General features: G+C 69.9%; 15 protein-coding genes and 1 pseudogene. 6 read left to right on the forward strand and 10 right to left on the reverse strand.

All coding sequences use genetic code 11. The features are described 5' to 3' along the window. Window positions 1-10: 10 nt before the first annotated feature. Window positions 11-427: a hypothetical protein gene (locus OG310_RS33645; RefSeq protein ID WP_329459627.1), complete on the reverse strand. Its 417-nt coding sequence runs from the start codon at window positions 425-427 to the stop codon at window positions 11-13. A 198-nt stretch (window positions 428-625) separates the two neighbouring features. Between OG310_RS33645 and OG310_RS33650 the strand changes: the two genes are divergently transcribed. The 3 genes from OG310_RS33650 to OG310_RS33660 all read left to right on the forward strand — a co-directional run bounded on the left by OG310_RS33650 (window position 626) and on the right by OG310_RS33660 (window position 2,204). Beyond that, entirely contained in the window at window positions 626-823 is a 198-nt protein-coding gene (locus OG310_RS33650) for a helix-turn-helix transcriptional regulator (RefSeq protein ID WP_329459628.1), read from the forward strand. Next, window positions 814-1,437, forward strand: coding sequence for a hypothetical protein (locus OG310_RS33655; RefSeq protein ID WP_329459629.1), 624 nt, complete (start codon window positions 814-816; stop codon window positions 1,435-1,437). The genes OG310_RS33650 and OG310_RS33655 overlap by 10 nt, the downstream gene beginning before the upstream one ends. A gap of 407 nt (window positions 1,438-1,844) precedes the next feature. Further along, window positions 1,845-2,204 (forward strand): hypothetical protein, encoded by a 360-nt coding sequence (locus OG310_RS33660; RefSeq protein WP_329459630.1) that lies wholly within the window; start codon window positions 1,845-1,847, stop codon window positions 2,202-2,204. Between the two features lie 159 nt (window positions 2,205-2,363). Here the strand turns inward: OG310_RS33660 and exaC are convergent, their stop codons facing one another. The 6 genes from exaC to OG310_RS33690 form a co-directional block, all read right to left on the reverse strand. Then, on the reverse strand, window positions 2,364-3,887 hold the full coding sequence (gene exaC, locus OG310_RS33665; RefSeq protein WP_329459631.1) for an acetaldehyde dehydrogenase ExaC: 1,524 nt from the start codon (window positions 3,885-3,887) through the stop codon (window positions 2,364-2,366). Between the two features lie 109 nt (window positions 3,888-3,996). Further along, window positions 3,997-5,580 carry a GMC family oxidoreductase gene (locus tag OG310_RS33670; protein WP_329459632.1) on the reverse strand — a complete coding sequence of 528 codons (1,584 nt, stop codon included), beginning with the start codon at window positions 5,578-5,580 and terminating at the stop codon, window positions 3,997-3,999. Window positions 5,581-5,726: 146 nt separating this feature from the next. After that, entirely contained in the window at window positions 5,727-7,274 is a 1,548-nt protein-coding gene (locus OG310_RS33675) for an APC family permease (protein WP_329459633.1), read from the reverse strand. Continuing rightward, window positions 7,271-8,740, reverse strand: a complete 1,470-nt coding sequence (locus tag OG310_RS33680; protein WP_329459634.1) for an aldehyde dehydrogenase family protein — start codon at window positions 8,738-8,740, stop codon at window positions 7,271-7,273. Before OG310_RS33680 ends, OG310_RS33675 begins: the two co-directional genes overlap by 4 nt. A gap of 391 nt (window positions 8,741-9,131) precedes the next feature. Next, on the reverse strand, window positions 9,132-10,385 hold the full coding sequence (locus OG310_RS33685; RefSeq protein ID WP_329459635.1) for a GAF domain-containing protein: 1,254 nt from the start codon (window positions 10,383-10,385) through the stop codon (window positions 9,132-9,134). Between the two features lie 195 nt (window positions 10,386-10,580). After that, the gene (locus tag OG310_RS33690; protein WP_329459636.1) at window positions 10,581-11,597 is read right to left on the reverse strand and encodes an acetamidase/formamidase family protein; all 1,017 of its coding nucleotides are present in this window, start codon (window positions 11,595-11,597) and stop codon (window positions 10,581-10,583) included. Window positions 11,598-12,106: 509 nt separating this feature from the next. Between OG310_RS33690 and OG310_RS33695 the strand changes: the two genes are divergently transcribed. Further along, the gene (locus OG310_RS33695; RefSeq protein ID WP_329459637.1) at window positions 12,107-13,201 is read left to right on the forward strand and encodes a fatty acid desaturase family protein; all 1,095 of its coding nucleotides are present in this window, start codon (window positions 12,107-12,109) and stop codon (window positions 13,199-13,201) included. A 71-nt stretch (window positions 13,202-13,272) separates the two neighbouring features. Then, window positions 13,273-13,455 (forward strand): hypothetical protein, encoded by a 183-nt coding sequence (locus tag OG310_RS33700; protein ID WP_329459638.1) that lies wholly within the window; start codon window positions 13,273-13,275, stop codon window positions 13,453-13,455. A gap of 61 nt (window positions 13,456-13,516) precedes the next feature. Here OG310_RS33700 and OG310_RS33705 read toward each other — a convergent pair whose 3' ends face one another. From OG310_RS33705 to OG310_RS33715, 3 genes and pseudogenes are all read right to left on the reverse strand, one after another. Then, entirely contained in the window at window positions 13,517-14,635 is a 1,119-nt protein-coding gene (locus OG310_RS33705) for a hypothetical protein (RefSeq protein WP_329460505.1), read from the reverse strand. A 166-nt stretch (window positions 14,636-14,801) separates the two neighbouring features. Next, a pseudogene (locus tag OG310_RS33710) lies at window positions 14,802-15,393 on the reverse strand (class I SAM-dependent methyltransferase); the annotation flags it as partial. 25 nt (window positions 15,394-15,418) lie between these two features. Next, window positions 15,419-16,027, reverse strand: a complete 609-nt coding sequence (locus OG310_RS33715) for a CGNR zinc finger domain-containing protein (RefSeq protein WP_329459639.1) — start codon at window positions 16,025-16,027, stop codon at window positions 15,419-15,421. A 117-nt stretch (window positions 16,028-16,144) separates the two neighbouring features. Here OG310_RS33715 and OG310_RS33720 point away from each other — a divergent pair, with 117 nt between their 5' ends. Further along, a complete protein-coding gene (locus OG310_RS33720; protein ID WP_329459640.1) occupies window positions 16,145-16,843 on the forward strand; it encodes an SDR family oxidoreductase in 699 nt (232 codons plus the stop codon). Window positions 16,844-16,984 lie beyond the last annotated feature (141 nt).

Genomic DNA, 16,984 nt, shown 5'->3' on the forward strand with positions numbered 1-16,984 from the left:
GGGCCGGGGGTCACCCGGCCACCGCCGTCGCCGTGACGGACAGCAGCCGCTCCCACAGCGCGCGCTCCTGCGTCGCCCCCATGAGGTAGGCCGTCGTCCGGTCCAGGAATTCCGCCAAGGCGGGTGCGCGGGCGATGAGGCGCTCGGCGGCGTCCGGCAGGGGCAGGTCGGCCGGGGCTGAGAGATACGTGCTCAGGATGTTCACCGTGTCCGCGAGCCACAGCACGGCGACCTCCCACAGCCACCCCTCACCCGCCGAGGCGTGGGCCACGCCTGCGGCGAAGGCGCCGATCCCCTCCACCAGCTGCCCCGCCGCCTGCCCGCCTGGCCGGGCCGCAGCGGCGAGGAGGATGGTCCGGCCGATCAGCTTGGCAGCATCCGCCTGCGGGCCGGCCGCACGTTGGCCATTCGCCGACGGCAGACACATTGGACGCCTGAACGGTGTGGCCTCTCGCGGCAGCGTAAGCAAACCTAGAGCCGTCTACCTGAGCGAAGCGGGGTCTCTACGCACACCTTGGAGGCGCGCAACATAGCCCACGATTTCCGGTTAGCCAAACCGGCAGTAGCCGAGACCGTGGAGGAGTCAGTGCTGGATTGGTGACTCATGAGATGTGATCCACGAACTATGACGCGACCTGCCTCCCTAAAACTCGCCGAAGTCCTTGCGGAGATTCGAATGAGCGCATCGGCGTTCTACCGTCTCCGTGCCCGCGGCAAGGCGCCTCGAATGATCAAACTCCCGAATGGTGAACTGCGCTGCCGTCGAGTGGATCTGGATGCTTGGTGGGCGGCATGCGAAAGGGATACACCTGAATGGCGATGAGTTATCGGGTTAGATTCTGGGAAATCCGTGAGCGGTCCGACCGTCGCAAGGGCTACGAGGTTCGATGGACGGTAGCTGGCCGGGAGAAGTCCGAGTCTTTCCTGACGAAGGGGCTGGCGGAGAGCCGACGTTCCAAGCTCGTGACGGCCGCACGTGAAGGGGAGCAGTTCGATACAAGGACTGGCCTTCCGGCTTCCGAGGTGCGGGCCTTGAAGCAGCGCACCACGTGGTACGTGTTGGCGAAGGAGTACATAGACCTGCGCTGGGACCGAACGCCAGGTAACACGCGCCGCACTCTCGCTGATGCCCTCGCGACCATCACCCCTGCCTTTGTGGGGCCAGCAGTCAGGTCTCAGGCCCCTCCGGGACTGCGGCGCGCGCTGTACTCGTGGGCGTACAACAAGAACGCCTGGAGGAGCGACCCTTGCGAAGAGTGGCAGCGGGCGCTCGAGTGGCTACAGCGTCACTCACTTCCCGTCAGCGAGTTGGAGGACCCCGACGTCTTGCGGCGAGGGCTCGATGCCCTATGCCGCAAGATCGACGGTGGGGCGGCTGCCGCGAAAACGACAAAGCGGAAAAAAGCGGCAGTGAATAGGTATTTGGTGTCGCAGTAGAACGCGGATACTTCAATCAAAACCCTCTCACGGGACTGCGCTGGACCGCGCCAGAAGTCGCCGACGAAGTCGACCCAGACTGTGTCCCTAACCCCGCGCAGGTCAGGCGTCTGCTGGACGGTGTTAAGAACCTGCCCGGGCGCGGTCCACACCTGTATGCGTTCTTCGGCTGCATGTATTACGCCGCAATGCGGCCAGCAGAGGTTATCCAATTGCAAAAGTCGCAGTGCCGGCTGCCAGTTGAAGGATGGGGACTCCTCAATCTCAAGGGAGGAGTCGTGACGGCGGGGAAGGAGTGGTCCGACGACGGTGCTGTCCACGAGATTCACTCCCTCAAGCGACGCGCGACCAAGGCGACTCGACCAGTCCCCATTCCGCCCGTCCTCGTCCGTATGCTTCGCGAGCACATGGACACCTTCGGTGTCGCATCAGACGGGCGCTTGTTCCGTAACGCCAACGGGAACTACATCGATCCCGCTGCTTACGGCATCACCTGGCGACGGGGGCGTGAAGATGTGCTCACTCTTGATGAGCGTGCCCTCGAGCTGGCAAAGCGTCCCTACGACCTGCGTCACGCAGGCATCTCGTTCTGGCTCGCCTCGGGTGTTGACCCAGCTGAGTGTGCTCGCCGGGCCGGTCAAAGTATCCAGGTCCTCTTCCGCTACTACGCCAAGTTCATTGCCGAGGCGCGTGATCACGCCAACGGCCTGATCGAGGAGTCGATGCGGCGGTGGGAGAGGCCGGGCAGTACAGAGCAGGACGTGTGAGGGGCGTTCTGGCCCGGAAATGCCCCGGAACAGCTGGTCACAGGTGGCACAGACGTGGGAGATATCGGGAGTTACCGTATATCTCGCAGCGTGGCTCCACCTGAGACACCCAGGGCGCCTGCCAGGTAAAGTGCCTGGTCAGGCGCCCTCCGTGCACGCCTAGAAGAGCCCGAGCCTCTTCGCCGAGTACGACACCAGGAGGTTCTTCGTCTGCTGGTAGTGCTCCAGCATCATCCGGTGGTTCTCCCGGCCGATCCCGGACTGCTTGTAGCCGCCGAACGCGGCGTGCGCCGGGTAGAGGTGGTAGCAGTTCGTCCACACCCGGCCCGCCTGGATCGCGCGGCCCGCTCGGTAGGCCGTGGCTCCGTCGCGGGTCCAGACGCCCGCGCCGAGGCCGTACAGGGTGTCGTTGGCCGTTTTGATCGCGTCGTCGAAGTCGTTGAACGACGCGACGGCGAGCACCGGGCCGAAGATCTCCTCCTGGAAGATCCGCATGCGGTTGTCGCCCTCGAAGATCGTGGGCTGTACGTAGTAGCCGCCTGCCATGTCCCCGCTGAACTCGGCGCGTTCACCCCCGGTGAGGATCTTCGCGCCCTCCTGCCGGCCGATGTCCAGGTACGAGAGGATCTTCTCCAGCTGGTCGTTGGAGGCCTGCGCGCCGATCATCGTGGTGGTGTCGAGCGGGTGTCCCGGCCGGATCTGTTCGGTGCGGGCGACACCCGCCTCCAGGAACTCGCTGTAGTGGCCCCGCTGGATGAGCGCCCGCGAAGGACAGGTGCACACCTCACCCTGGTTGAGGGCGAACATGGTGAAGCCTTCGAGTGCCTTGTCGCGGAAGTCGTCGTCCGCCGCGCACACGTCGTCGAAGAAGATGTTGGGGCTCTTGCCGCCGAGTTCCAGTGTGACCGGTTTGATGTTCTCAGACGCGTACTGCATGATCAGCCGGCCGGTCGTGGTCTCGCCGGTGAACGCGACCTTCGCGACACGCGGGCTCGACGCGAGCGGCTTGCCGGCCTCCACACCGAAGCCGTTGACGATGTTGAGGACACCCGGCGGGAGCAGATCCGCCACAAGGCTCATCCACAGGTGGATCGACGCGGGCGTCTGCTCAGCCGGTTTGAGGACGATCGCGTTGCCCGCGGCCAGCGCCGGCGCCAGCTTCCATGTCGCCATCAGGATGGGGAAGTTCCACGGGATGATCTGCGCGACCACGCCCAGCGGCTCGTGGAAGTGGTACGCGACCGTGTCCCCGTCCAGTTCGCTGAGTGAGCCCTCCTGCGCGCGAAGGGCACCGGCGAAGTAGCGGAAGTGGTCGATCGCCAGCGGTATGTCGGCGGCCAGTGTCTCCCGGACGGGCTTGCCGTTCTCCCAGCTCTCCGCGACCGCGAGTTCCTCCAGGTGCGCCTCCATCCGGTCGGCGATCCTGTTCAGGACGTTCGCCCGGTCGGCGGCGGAGGTCGCGGCCCACCGGGGTGCCGCGCCGTGCGCGGCGTCGAGCGCCCGCTCCACGTCGTCCGCCGTACCGCGTGCGATCTCCGTGAAGGGCCGTCCGTCGACCGGGCTCGGGTTCTCGAAGTACTGGCCCCGGGCGGGCGGCACGTACTCGCCGCCGATCCAGTGGTCGTAGCGCGCCTGGTACGAGACGACGGAGCCCTCCGTGCCGGGGCTTGCGTAGCGGGTCATCGCTGGGGACCTCCCGGAGTCCGTGCCGCCCGCCGTTGGACGGCACGGAACCGAGGCTAGACACCGCTACGTTGCAACCAGGTTGCGAGACGCCTGACGGCCAGGAGGGTCACCGGGACGCGAGCTGAGCCGACTTGATCATGTCGGCGCACTTCTCGCCGATCATCATCGTGGTGATGCACGGGTTCACGGCGGGCAGGAACGGCATCACCGAGGCGTCCGCCACGCGCAGCCCCGTCACACCCTTCACCCGCAACTGGGGGTCGAGCGGCGAGTCGACGTCGGACTCCGCGCCCATCCGCACCGTACCCGCGGGGTGGTAGACGGTGTTGTGAGTCTCGCGGATGTACTGGAACAGCTCCTCGTCGCTCTGCGCCCCGGGGCCGGGGGCCAGTTCGGGACCCGTCCACTCGGCCATCGGGGCCTGCGCCGCGATGGTGCGCGCGAGCCGCAGACCGTACGTCATCACACGGATGTCGTGCTCGTCGGTGAAGTAGCGCGGGTCGACCCTCGGCTTGTCCCGGAAGTCCCGTGTGCGCAGCCGCACCGTGCCCTTCGACCGCGACCTCGTCACGTTCGGGGTGAGGCAGAACGCGTTGTCGGTGGTGGGGTATCCGCGCCGGTAGGTGTTCATGTCGAACGGCACGGAACCGTAGTGGAACATCAGATCGGGCCGGTCGAGGCCCTCTTCGGTCTGCGTGAAGATCCCGATCTCCCACCACTGCGTCGAGGAGGTCACCATGGGGCGCTTGGCCTCCCACATGATGACGCCCTCCGGGTGGTCCTGCAGGTGCGAGCCGACGCCGGGGGAGTCGACCCGTACCGGGATGCCCGTCTCCCGCAGGTGCTCCGCCGGGCCGATGCCCGAGAGCATCAGCAGCTTCGGCGCGTCGATCGCGCCACAGGAGACGATCACCTCCCGGCGGGCCAGCACCTTGTCCCGGTGGAGCGTGTCGGGCAGCAGGAACTCCACGCCGGAGCACCGCTCGCCGTCGAACAGCAACCGCGTCGCCTGGAGTCCGGTGCGGATCTCCAGATTGGCCCGCTTGCCGAGGATCGGGTGCAGATACGACACGGATGCCGACGAACGCGTACCGTCCTCACGGGCGTTGATCTGGAACCAGTTCGCTCCGTGTGTCACGGTCGTACCGCTGTTGAACGGCGTGGTGGGGATGCCCGCTTCTGCGCACGCCGAGAGGAGGGCGGCGCCGCACGGGTCGTGCGGCGGCACCGTACGGATGGTGACCGGGCCCGAGCGACCGTGGTGGTCGCCCGGCGCGTCGTTGGTCTCCAGGCGCTGGTAGAGCGGGAAGCAGTCGGCGGCGCTCCAGCCCGAGCAGCCGAGCGCGCCCCACTCGTCCAGGTCCTCCGCCGGCGCCCAGAAGGCGATACACGAGTTGTGGGACGAGCAGCCGCCGAGCACCTTCGCCCGTGCGTGCCGCATGAAGCTGTTGCCGAACTGCTGCGGCTCGATGGGGTAGTCCCAGTCGTAGCCGGACTCCAGCAGGGCCATCCACTTCTCAAGCCGCAGCACGTTCTCGTCGCCGACGTCCGACGGCCCTGCCTCCACGACGCACACCGTGACGTCGGGGTCCTCACTGAGCCGTGCGGCCACGACGGCACCTGCCGTGCCGCCGCCGACAACGACGTAGTCGTAGACGGGTGCGGAAGTATCTGCGGACTGAGCGGACATCACTGCTCCAGAGTTCAGAGTGTTCAGTGGGAACCGGTGCGGACCTGCGCGGGGAGGGCAGCGTGGAGGCGGGCACGACCGGTGCGGGGAGGCGGAGTGGGGAGGGGGCGCGCCGCCGGCGGCAGGCGACGGGGCGCGCCGCCGTGCTACGGGGCCGCCGGCTGCTCCGGGTCGGGGACGGCGGCGCGGCTGCCCTCGATGACATTGATCCGGCCGCGCTTGCGGAACCAGTAGTAGATGAAGCCGGCGCCGGCGATCACACCGATGTAGAGGAACGCCCCCCACTGCAGGTACCAGTGGTGCGGGGACGTCGCGTTGTAGATACTGGCGCGCGGCCAGGCGAGGTTGAGGGCCATGGCGCCGCCCCACAGGACAGCGACGATGTTGACCGGGAGGCCGAACTTGCCCAGTGAGAACTGCCCCTTGACGGGGTGCCAGTTGCCGCGCAGGCGCTGCCACAGCATGGGTACCGTCACCGAGAGGTACGCCAGATAGATCATGATGATCGCGATGCTGGTGACGACGGAGAAGATCTGCGGCTGGTCGATGTTGATGACGAGGATGCCGATCGCGACCAGCCCGATGACCACCGCCGGGACGATCGGGGTCTGGAAGCGGGGACTCACCTTGGCCACCCACGACGACGCGGGCAGACCGTTGTCCCGCGCCATCGCGAACGCGAGCCGGATTCCGGCCGTGTGGACGGCGAGCTCGCACACCGTGATGGCGATGAACACGCACCACAGCACGCCCTGACCGACGCTCGAACCGAGCGTCGACAGCACGACGAACTGCAGTCCATCGGTGGAGAGTTTGGACGAGTTCAGGTTCGGCACGGCCAGCAGCGCGAACAGCAGGATCAGGCCGCCGATGAGGAACGAGGCGATCAGGGCGCGCAGGATCGCGCGTGGTGCGTTGCGGCTGGGGTTCTTCGACTCCTCGCCGAGCGACGACGCGGTGTCGAAGCCGTACATGACGTACGCGGAGGCCAGCGACGCGGTGAGGAAGGCGCCGAAGTAGCCGAGGGGCTGCCCCTTGCCGAGCCCGTGGGACTCGGTGATCGTGCCCGCGCCGCGGGTGATGTGGGCGGCCAGCAGGGCGATCAGGACGACGGCGGCGATCAGCTCGATCAGCACACCGCCCGAGTTGATCCTCGCCATCAGCTTCACACCGAAGGCGTTGACGAGAGTGGTGAAGACGATCAGGCAACTGCCGAGGAACACGGCGTTCTTGGCGGCGTCGGCGGGGTCGCTGCCGTTCCCGATGACCCAGAACACCGACGAGATCTGGGGGAGGGTCTGCTGGTAGGCGAGGGCGACCGCCGAGAGCGAGACCATGGTGGCCGTCACCATCATCCAGCCGCCGAGCCAGCCCAGATGCTCACCGCCGAGCTTCTTCGACCAGTTGTAGACCGAGCCGGCGACGGGATAGCGGGCCGCCAGCTCGCAGAAGCAGAGCGCCACCATCAGCTGGCCCACGAACACCATCGGCCAGGACCACCAGTAGGCAGGCCCGCCGAAGCCGACACCGAGGTTGAACAGCTGGAAGGTGCCGGTCAGGATCGAGATGTAGCTGATGCCGGCCGCGAAGGTGTGGAAGTTGCCGAGGGTCCGCTTCAGCTGCGGCTTGTATCCGAAGTCCGAGATCGACTGGTCGCCGTCGTCGTGCTCGTCGTCGGGGATCGTGGCACTCATTCGAACCACCTCAGGGGACTCGGTTCGAGGTTGCGCCACACGTGCTTGGCCTCCTGGTACTCGGCGAGACCCGCGGGTCCCAGCTCCCGCCCGAAGCCGGACTGTTTGTAACCGCCCCACTCGGCCTGCGGCACGTACGGCTGGAAGTCGTTGATCCACACGGTGCCCGCCCGCATTCTCGCCGCCACCCGGTGCGCCTTGCCGACGTCCTGCGACCACACGGCACCCGCGAGACCGTAGATCGTGTCGTTCGCGAGCCCCACCGCCTCGTCCTCGGTGTGGAACCGCTCGACGGTGAGCACCGGTCCGAAGGACTCATCGGTGACCACCGACATGCCGGCGGCACACTCGTCCAGCACGGTCGGCAGGTAGTAGAAACCGTCTTCGAAGGCGGCACCGTCCGGACGCTTGCCGCCGCAGCGCAGCACGGCGCCCTCCGCGATCCCGGCCGCCACGTACCGCTCGACCTTCTCGCGGTGCGCGGCGGAGATCAGCGGCCCGGTCCGCGCGTGTTCGTCGAAGGGGCCGCCCATCGGGATGGCCCGTGCGCGCTCGACGACGTCGTCCACGAACCGGTCGTGCAGGCTGTCCTCGACCAGCAGCCGCGCGCCCGCGGAGCACACCTGCCCGGAGTGCAGGAAGATCGCGGTCAGCGCGTAATCGACGGCTGTCTCGTAGTCCGCGTCGGCAAAGACGATGTTCGGGTTCTTGCCACCGAGCTCAAGAGCCACCTTCTTCACGGTCGGCGCCGCCGCCGCCATGATGCGGCGGCCCGTGAGGAGGCCGCCGGTGAACGAGACCATGTCGACGCGCGGATCCTCCGTCAGCGGGGCACCCGCCTCGGCACCGGTGCCGAGGACCAGGTTGGCCACGCCGTCCGGTAGTCCCGCCTCGCTCAGCAGCCGCATCAGGTGGATCGCCGTGTGCGGGGTCAGCTCGCTGGGCTTGAGGATGAACGTGTTGCCCGCGCCGATCGCCGGCGCGACCTTCCACGCCGTCTGCAGCAGGGGGTAGTTCCAGGGCGTGATCAGTGAACAGACGCCCACCGGCTCCTGCACGACGCGGCTGTCGACGGTGGGGTCACCGGCGTCCACGATCCGGTCCGTGCCGCCCGCCGCCACCAGGTTGCCGAAGTACCGGAAGCACTTGGCGATGTCGTCCATGTCGAACTCGCTCTCGACGAACCGTTTCCCCGTATCCAGGGACTCGGCGCGCGCGAGCGCTTCCTTGTCACGCACCAGCAGGTCCGCGACGCGCAGCAGCAGTGCCCCCCGCTCCGCCGCCGACGTGTGCGGCCAAGGGCCGCTGTCGAAGGCGTCCCGCGCGGCCGCGATCGCGGCGGCGGCGTCCCGGGGGCCTGCCTCGTCGACCGCCGCGACCAGGGTGCCGTCCGCGGGGCAACGGATCTCCCGTACCTTTCCCTCGACCGCCGACGTCCACTTGCCGCCGATGAACAGCTCAGGCATGCACGCTCCTACCGTTGGGTCGAGGTGCCTACCCGGAAGATCGTCCGGCACACCTGACAAGTCATACCTGTGTATACGCGTCGCCGGACTGCGGCAGGACGCCGGTGGTCTCTCCGAGGGACGAACGGAGGAACGAACGGAAGAGCGAACGGGACGGACGGCTGGAAGCGTCGGGACTTCGGCACCCCGGGGCCCCGCCATGACAAGAGATTAAGGAGGGGGAGCGGGTCGCGCACCGTGGGATGGGCCGTGGGGGGGCGCTCCGGCATCGGGGGCCCGGCACACCGGCCCTGATGGTGGGTTGTGAGGGTGGCTGCTGAGGGGCGCGGGACGGTGGGAGCGGTGGCTGAAGGGCGTGGGACGGCGGACGTACGGGGGCGGCTCGCCGGGATCAGCCACGCTGCGTCCGGTCCAGCTCACGCAGCCTCGCCAGGGCCGGGGCCCGCTGACCGCCGGGGAGCGCGCGGGCCAGCGCCCGCCACACCGGGAGGTCCTCCTCCCCCCACGGGCTGTTCGCCCAGTCGGCGAGCAGCACCGGATCGGCCCGCGCGACGAGCGCGGCCCGTAACTGGTCGGCCAGGCGGCGCCGCAGCCGCACCACGGCGGGCGCCTGCGAACCCGGCAGCAGGGGACCCGTGTACGCGTTGGCCGCCGCCGTCACCGCACCGGAGGCCAGCAGCCGCCCGACGGCGGCGAAGTCCGTGTCGACGCGGGCGGCCAGCCGGTACGGCCGTGAGCGCAGCGGCTCCGGGCCGAGGACACCGCGCAGCCTGGACAGCTCGGCGCGCAGCGTGACGGGCGTGACCGACTCGTCCTCGTACAGCTCGACCAGCAACTCGTCGCCCGGCACGCCCTCGGGTCGGCCCGCCAGCAGGGTCACGATCTCGCTGTGACGGCGGCTCAGTGCCGTCCGCCGACCGCCCGTCACCAGCAGCGCCTCGTTCCTGCCGAGGGCCGAGAGCCGAAGGTTCTCGGTGGGCGCGGCGGGTTGCAGGAGCGCGAGGTGCGACTCCGCGGCCCTCGCGACCGCGCCGATGAAGGCGAGGCTGTGCGGGTGGGCGAGCCGGTCCCCGCCGGTGATGTCGACCGCGCCGAGCACCCGTCCCGTGCGCGGGTCGTGCACGGGTGCGGCCGCGCAGGTCCAGTGGTGCACGGGACGCCGGAAGTGCTCGGCGGCGAAGACCTGCACGGGCCGGTCCTCGGCGATCGCCGTCCCCGGGGCGTTCGTGCCCGCCGCGGCTTCGGCCCAGCCGGCACCCGGTACGAAGTTCATGGCGTCCGCCCGCTTCCTGGCGCCGGCGTGCCCCTCCACCCACAGCAGCCTGCCGCGCGCGTCGCACACCGCCACCAGGTGCTCGCCGTCCATCGCGTACCCGCAGGTGAGTTCGCGGATCAGCGGCATCACGCGGGCCAGCGGATGGCCGTCCCGGTACGCGGCGAGCGTGTCGTCGGCGATCTCCACGGCCGCCGTGCCCTCGGGGCTGACCCGGGCGTGCGCCGAGCGCCGCCAGGACTCCGCGACCACCTGTCGTACGGGGCGCTCCACTCGTCCGGCCGCGGTGAACGACTCGTACGCGCGCCCCAGCTTCCGGCGCTGCTCGGCCGGATCGGCCCCGGCCGTCAACGCCACCCATGACTCGGTCAACACGGCCTCCCGGGGCGCGATTCACCGGATGACGGCCATCGTCGTCCCCTGGGCGGGCCCCGGCAAGCACCGTGCACGAGCCGGTTCGCGAGGCTTTGGCCCGGCCCTTCGCCCGGCGCTCCCGGTGGTGCGCCGCGGTTCGGCGAGGGCCGCCGGGGCGCCGGCCGCCTCGCCGGCCGTTTCGCCGGGGGCCCGTCAGGATCGGGGCAGGATCGCGGAGGTCTCCCTCAGATGCTGATGCAGACCGCGGTGCGGTTCTCCCGCGGGCAGCCACTCCTTGCGGATCTTGGCCACGCACGTGTAGTTGGTGTCGCAGACGTTCGCGATGGGCGCCTCACCGGCCTGCGAGACCAGTTGGTAGGCGTCGAGCTCGGACAGCCCGTAGTCGCGGGCCAGCCACTGCACGAGATCCAGCTGCGAGATCCGGAAGGCGTCCTCCAGCGGCCTCGCGGAGCCCGTCGACATGATGTGCGTGTCCGACTCGATGCGCGGCCAGGGAGTCGAGACGCCCTTGAGCAGTTCCACCACGACGACGGTGTTCATCGCGCACTCCACGGCCACCCCGCAGGTCTCGCCCTCGCCCTGGCGGGCGTGCCCGTCACCGAGGCTCAGCAGTGCCCCCTCGACGTTGACGCCGAGGTAGCAGGTCACCCCCGCCCGCATCTCGGGCGTGTCCATGTTGCCGCCGTGCGCGTCCGGCACCAGGGCGGAGCGCACTTCGAGGTTGGCGGGCGCCACGCCGACGGTTCCGTGCATCGGGTCCATCGGCAGGTCGATCTCGATGTCGCTGTCGCGCGCGGTGAATCTGCAGGTCCTGCGCTCCCTGTCGAGCTGCCACATCCACACCACCTCGGGCAGCGGAGCCTGCAGCGTCGCCGTCGTGTGGGTGGAGGTCAGGGCGCCGAAGAGGGGGACCGTGGTCGACGCGGCCCAGTCGCGCGCGGGCTCGATCGACACGAAGTGCACGGCGACGGTGTCGCCCGGCTCCGCGCCCTCCACGTGGAACGGCCCCGTCTGCGGGTTGAGGAACGGGAACTCGCAGACCTCGGACACCAGGTCGCTCGTGGAACGCACCCGGCCCGCGAAGCAGTCCTCGGTGAACAGGTCGAGGACGGTGCCCGGCGCGATCCGCGCCACGGGGGCGTTCCCGCCGAACGTCCAGGCGTACTCGCCCTTCTCGGGGCGTACGGTCAGGATCCTCGGGTCACTCATGGGTGTGCTGCTCCTGTCGTCGCGGATGTGGCGTCGTCCCGCCCAGCCATGCGCGGGCTTGTCGGCGCGGGCCCACCGTACGATCACCGCGCCGTCGCGCGGAAGACGGGAGGCGGGTCGGGGCACGGGATGCCGCCCGCCCGGTTCGCGGGCGACGGCGGGCCGGGGGCGACGGCGGTGCCATGCGTCGTGCCGGACACGGAACCGCAGCCGTCGAGCCGGCCGGGGAAGGGACCTGGCCGGCCGGGGAACGGGCCGGTCAGCCGCGCAACGCTGTCCGTCCCGTCACCGCGGGCCCGGGAGGGCTGGTCGCCACGGGGTGTGGCCGGGAGCCGGGCGGGGGTGTGGCCAGCACCACTGTCGCCACGGGGGGCAGCCGCCAGGGGAGCGGGTGGTGCCGCCATGGTTCCGGGAGGCCCCCAATCCTAGGTTTGTTGAGGTCAGCGCAGTGAGCGCGTCATGCACCGGCCCGACGCGGCCGCGCCATCCGACCACAGACCGGAGACCTCATGTCCCAGGCCGTCGCCCTCTCCGTAGAGACGGAGCCACAGCGGAGCTCCGCACCCGCCGCGTCCGCCAGGACGACTACAGGCAGTGAGTTCGCGCCGCTGCTGCGCCAGGTGAAGGAACAAGGACTCCTGGAACGCAGGACCGGCTGGTACGCGCGCACCATAACCGTCAACCTGAGCGTCCTCGGTGCGATCGTCTTCGGTCTCGTGGCACTCGGCCCGTCCTGGTGGGCCCTGCTGCTCGCGCCTCCTTTCGCGGTCGTCACGGCGCGCATGGCCTTCATCGGCCACGACGCGGGACACGCGCAGATCACCGCGGACCGGGCCCGGGGACGGCTGGTGCAGCTGGTGCACGCGAACCTGCTGCTCGGGATGAGTCAGGAGTGGTGGAACGACAAGCACAACAAGCACCACGCCAACCCCAACCACCTCGACAAGGATCCGGACGTCTCGCCCGACATCATCGTCTTCAGCAAGGACCACGCGGCGGGCCGCTCCGGCTTCGCCGGATGGCTCACCCGGCACCAGGCGTGGCTTTTCTTCCCGCTGACGACGCTGGAGGGCATCGCGCTCAAGATCCACGGGTTCCGCGCGGTGTTCTCCCGGGAGGACAACCACATGACCCCCGCGCACCGCGCGCGGGAGGCCGCGCTGCTCACGGTCCACGTCGGCGCGTACGTGGCGCTGCTGGTGACGACGCTCTCCCTGCCGCAGGCGCTGGTCTTCCTGCTGATCCACCAGATGCTCCTCGGCCTGCACCTTGGCATGTCCTTCGCGCCCAACCACAAGGGCATGGAGATGCCCGACCCCGACACGTACGACACGCTCGGTCACCTGCGCAAGCAGGTGCTGACCTCGCGGAACATCCGCGGCGGGGCACTGACGGACTGGTTTCTCGGCGGGCTGAACTACCAGATCGAGCACCACCTCTTCCCGAGCATGCCCCGCCCCCATCTGCGGCTCGCGCAGCCGCTGGTCCGCGCGCACTGCCGGTCGCTCGGGATCCCCTACGCGCAGACCGGCGTGATCGACTCCTACCGCCAGGCGCTCGGGCACCTGCACGAGGTCGGCGAACCGCTGCGTGCGGACGCATAGTGGAACTGATGCACGCGTCCATGCGTTACATCAAGCAGTGAGCGGCGACAGCCGCAGAGGAGGCGTCGTAGATGTCGACAAGGGCAAAGATCGCTGTCGGAGGAGTGGCCGTCGGCCTCGTTCTGTGGATCCTGACCAGCTTCTGGATCGCGGTGATCGTGATGGTCGGCGTGCCCGCCGTCGCGTACCTGGCGCTGGACTCGTCCCAGCGCAAGCGGCTTCGGAGGCTCGGCAAGAAGGAAATCGGCCGCTGACCGTCATCAGGACCTGACCTCGGTCATGGCACCGCCCGCTCCGCGCGGGCGGTGCCATGCGTCATACGGGGCGTACGGCGATGGCGTCGAGCGCGGTGAGCAGTGCGGGAAGTTCCGCGCCGCGCCCCACGGGCAGCACCTTGCCCGGCTCGTCGTCGAGGAGGACGAAGGCCATGTCGTCGGTCCGCGCCACGAACGACCAGCCCGGTCCGTCGGCCCGGAGCGTGCGGGCCCCCTCCGGCGCGAAGCTGGAGCGGATGCGGCCGGGGGGAGGAGCCTGCTCCACATAGCCGTGCAGGGCGCGAAGGACGTGGTGCACTCCGGGGTGGGAGAGTCCGGGCAGCGCGCCGGCGTCGGTGGTGTGTGCCACCGGTGCGCCAGGCCGTTGGCCCCCGGTCTGGCTGCCCGTCCCGGCCACGGCTTCGGCGGGGGCTGCCCCGGCGTGGGAGTGGGCCTCGGTCGGGTCCCGGACGTCGGTGCCTGCGTCGTTCGTGTCCGCGCGGGCCGCTCCCGCGCCGATCGCGCCAGCCGGCGCGACGTCGTGACCGGCGGGCGCCGGACCCGGCGCCCCGGCCTCGCCTGACGGGCTTCCGGTCGCGCTCCCGCCCGCACCCTCCACCTCTACTTCAGGCTCAGGCCGGGTTTCTCCGGCCTCCGCCTCGGCCCGAGGTCGAGGGTCAGGCCCGTCCGCCGCCACCGGCGTGTCGAACGCCTCGCGCCACGTGAACCACTGGGCGGCGATCTCGTCCGCACCGAGACGTCGCTGTGCGGAACCCCAGACGGTGGTGTCAGGCGGGGTCAGCGGATCGTCACCACCGACGGGGTCGTGCGGGGCGGGCAGGCCCGGTGCCGTGACGGTCAGCGCGAGGGGCCAGCCGGGCAGGGCGGCGATCACCGTCTGCTCCGGAGGGGAGAGCTCGTGCTCCATACCGCAGTCCCATGCCGCGATCGCGACGGCGACCAGCGAGACGTCGTCCACCACCACGGTCCAGCGCGCGCCGACGCCGTCCTGGCCCAGCACCAGCCCGTACCCCCGCTCGTCCGGCGTCAGACCGAGCGTCGCGCACGCCAAGGTGAAGTCGTCGCCGAGCGCCGAAGGGAACTGGGCCGGCGTCAACAATGCCGCCGTCAGTACGTACAGGGCGTCCTCTTCGGACGCCTCCTTCGTGGTGCTCACCAGCAACTCCTGTCCTGTCGGCTGCCGGAGACCCTAACCAGTCGGTAACCCGGACGTCGAGACCTGTGCGCACCCCCGTCCACCTGCGGAGCTACCCTTGCCCCGATTCGTCCCCGGTCCGTCCGTCATGCGAGACCGGTAGCGCGGCGCCGGAGGCCGCGTTGTCCGTGCGGACGGCGAGCGCGAGGAACCTGCGATCCTCGTCCGCGTACGTTTGCAGGCGCCAACCGGAATCCGCGAGCAGCGGGCGCAGGCGGGGCTCGGCGCGCAGGTCGTCCTCGGTGATCCGCCGCCCCTGCCGGGCGGCCAGCGCCGCCCGCCCGACCGGGTGGAAGAGGGCGAGCCGTCCGCCCGGCCGCACCACGCGGGCGAGCTCCCGCACATTTCCGACCGGGTCGGGCAGATGCGCGATGAGCCCGGCGGCGAAGACCGCGTCGAGGGCTCCGGTACGGATCGGGAGAGCCGCCACGTCGGCGAGGAGCAGCGCACCGTCCTGGTGGCGCCCGAGACGTGCGGCCTCGTCCAGCATCTGAGGGGTGACGTCCGCACCCACTACGGCACCGCTCGGGCCGACGGACGCGCGCAGCGAGGGCAGGGCCCGGCCCGTACCGCATCCGGCGTCGAGCACGCGCTCCCCCTGGCGCAGGCTGAGGGCCCGCACGGCCGCGGCGTAGGCCGGTCCGTCATCGGGGAACCGGGTCTCCCAGCCGGCCGCCCTGGCGCCGAAGAAGTCCCCTCACGTGGGCGAGATCGTGGCTCATCGCTCCATGATCCCCCGCCTCGTCGTCAGATGTCCCCGGTCGCCGATGCTTCGCGCCGGCGCCTGCGGGCCCGGGAGGCGCGCAGGTTCGCGGCGTTCCCGCAGGTGCGTACGTCGTGCCAGACGCCGCTGTTGTTGCGGGACGTGTCGTAGAACGCCGACGCGCAGTCCTCGTTCCGGCACAGTTTGAGCCGGGACCACGCGCCGTCCAACTGCGCCAGCAGGATCTCCGACCAGACCGCCGACGCGGCCCAGGCGGCGCCGCTGCCCACGGGGACGACGGCCACGCGGCCCTCGGGCCCGGGGGTCAGCCGGATACGCGTGGAGGGGATGTCCTCCACCGGCTGTCGCGCACCGGTGCCGGCGGGCAGCAGGGCGTCGACGGCGGCCCGCAGTTCGCGCAGCCGTGGCAGATCGTCAGCTGTGATGTGTGACACATCCTCTGGCGCGTTGGTGTCGCGCTCCCCGGCCCAGGCCTGTACGGCGTCGGCCAGCCACGCGGAGGCGCTCTCCGGGGTGGCCAGCAGATCCGGTCGGTACGCCTGGATCCCCTTGGTGTTGACCAGGTCCTGTACGAGCGCGAGGCCACCTGGTGCCTGTCGGAGCCTGTAGCGCCCCGTCGCCATCCATGACATACCCCAACCTTACTTGACTATGTCGATGTGAAGCCCCAACATTCTCTCGATGTAGCGACCTAGCCAAAAGCCTTACGCCTCTGTCGAGGTGCGAGGCGCGTGTTGGAGGAGAGCGATATGACCACGATCAACGGCGCTGTGGCACTGGTCACAGGAGGACAGCGGGGGCTCGGAAAGGCGTTCACACGTGAACTGCTGGAGCGCGGCGCGGCGAAGGTCTACGTGACGTCGCGTAAGCCGATCGAGGAGAGCGACCCCAGAATCGTGCCCCTGCCGCTGGAGGTGTCGGACCCCGCTTCGGTGGCCGACCTGGTGAAGGCCGCGGGCGATGTCTCGATCGTCTTCAACAACGCGGGGGTGACGGGTGGCACTTCGCTCACCGATGCCGACGAGAGCGAGGTGCGGGCCGTCTTCGAGATCAACGTCTTCGGCGCACTGCGGGTGGCCCGGGCCTTCGCGCCGGTGGTCGCGGGCAACGGCGGCGGCGCCCTGGTCGACATGCACTCCGTCCTGTCCTGGATCGCGGGATTCGGGGCCTACGGAGCGTCGAAGGCGGCGCTGTGGTCGCTGACGAACTCGCTGCGTATCGAACTGGCCCCGGCCGGAACCCAGGTGCTGGGTGTTCACCTCGGCTACGCGGACACCGACATGATCAAGGACCTCGACGTGCCCAAGACCGCCCCGACCGAGGTGGCCGTCGCGGTGGTCGACGCGCTGGAGAAGGGCGAGAGCGAGGTTCTGGTGGACGACATCAGCCGCAACTTCAAGACGGCGCTCTCCGGCCCGGTCGAGGGGCTGTCGGGGCGCCAGGCCTGAGGCCGGCTCTTTCGCGCGGCCGTGCCCTGCCGCGCGACCGGTCGGGACCACCGCCGGTCGCGCGGCACGTGAACCACGGCCCGGAACCCGGATGCCCCACGCCGCGTGCCGGACCGGCGGACCTGCACCGGGCCTCGTGGG

Origin of the sequence: Streptomyces sp. NBC_01497, assembly GCF_036250695.1 — a bacterium.
Taxonomy (GTDB): Bacteria; Actinomycetota; Actinomycetes; order Streptomycetales; family Streptomycetaceae; genus Streptomyces.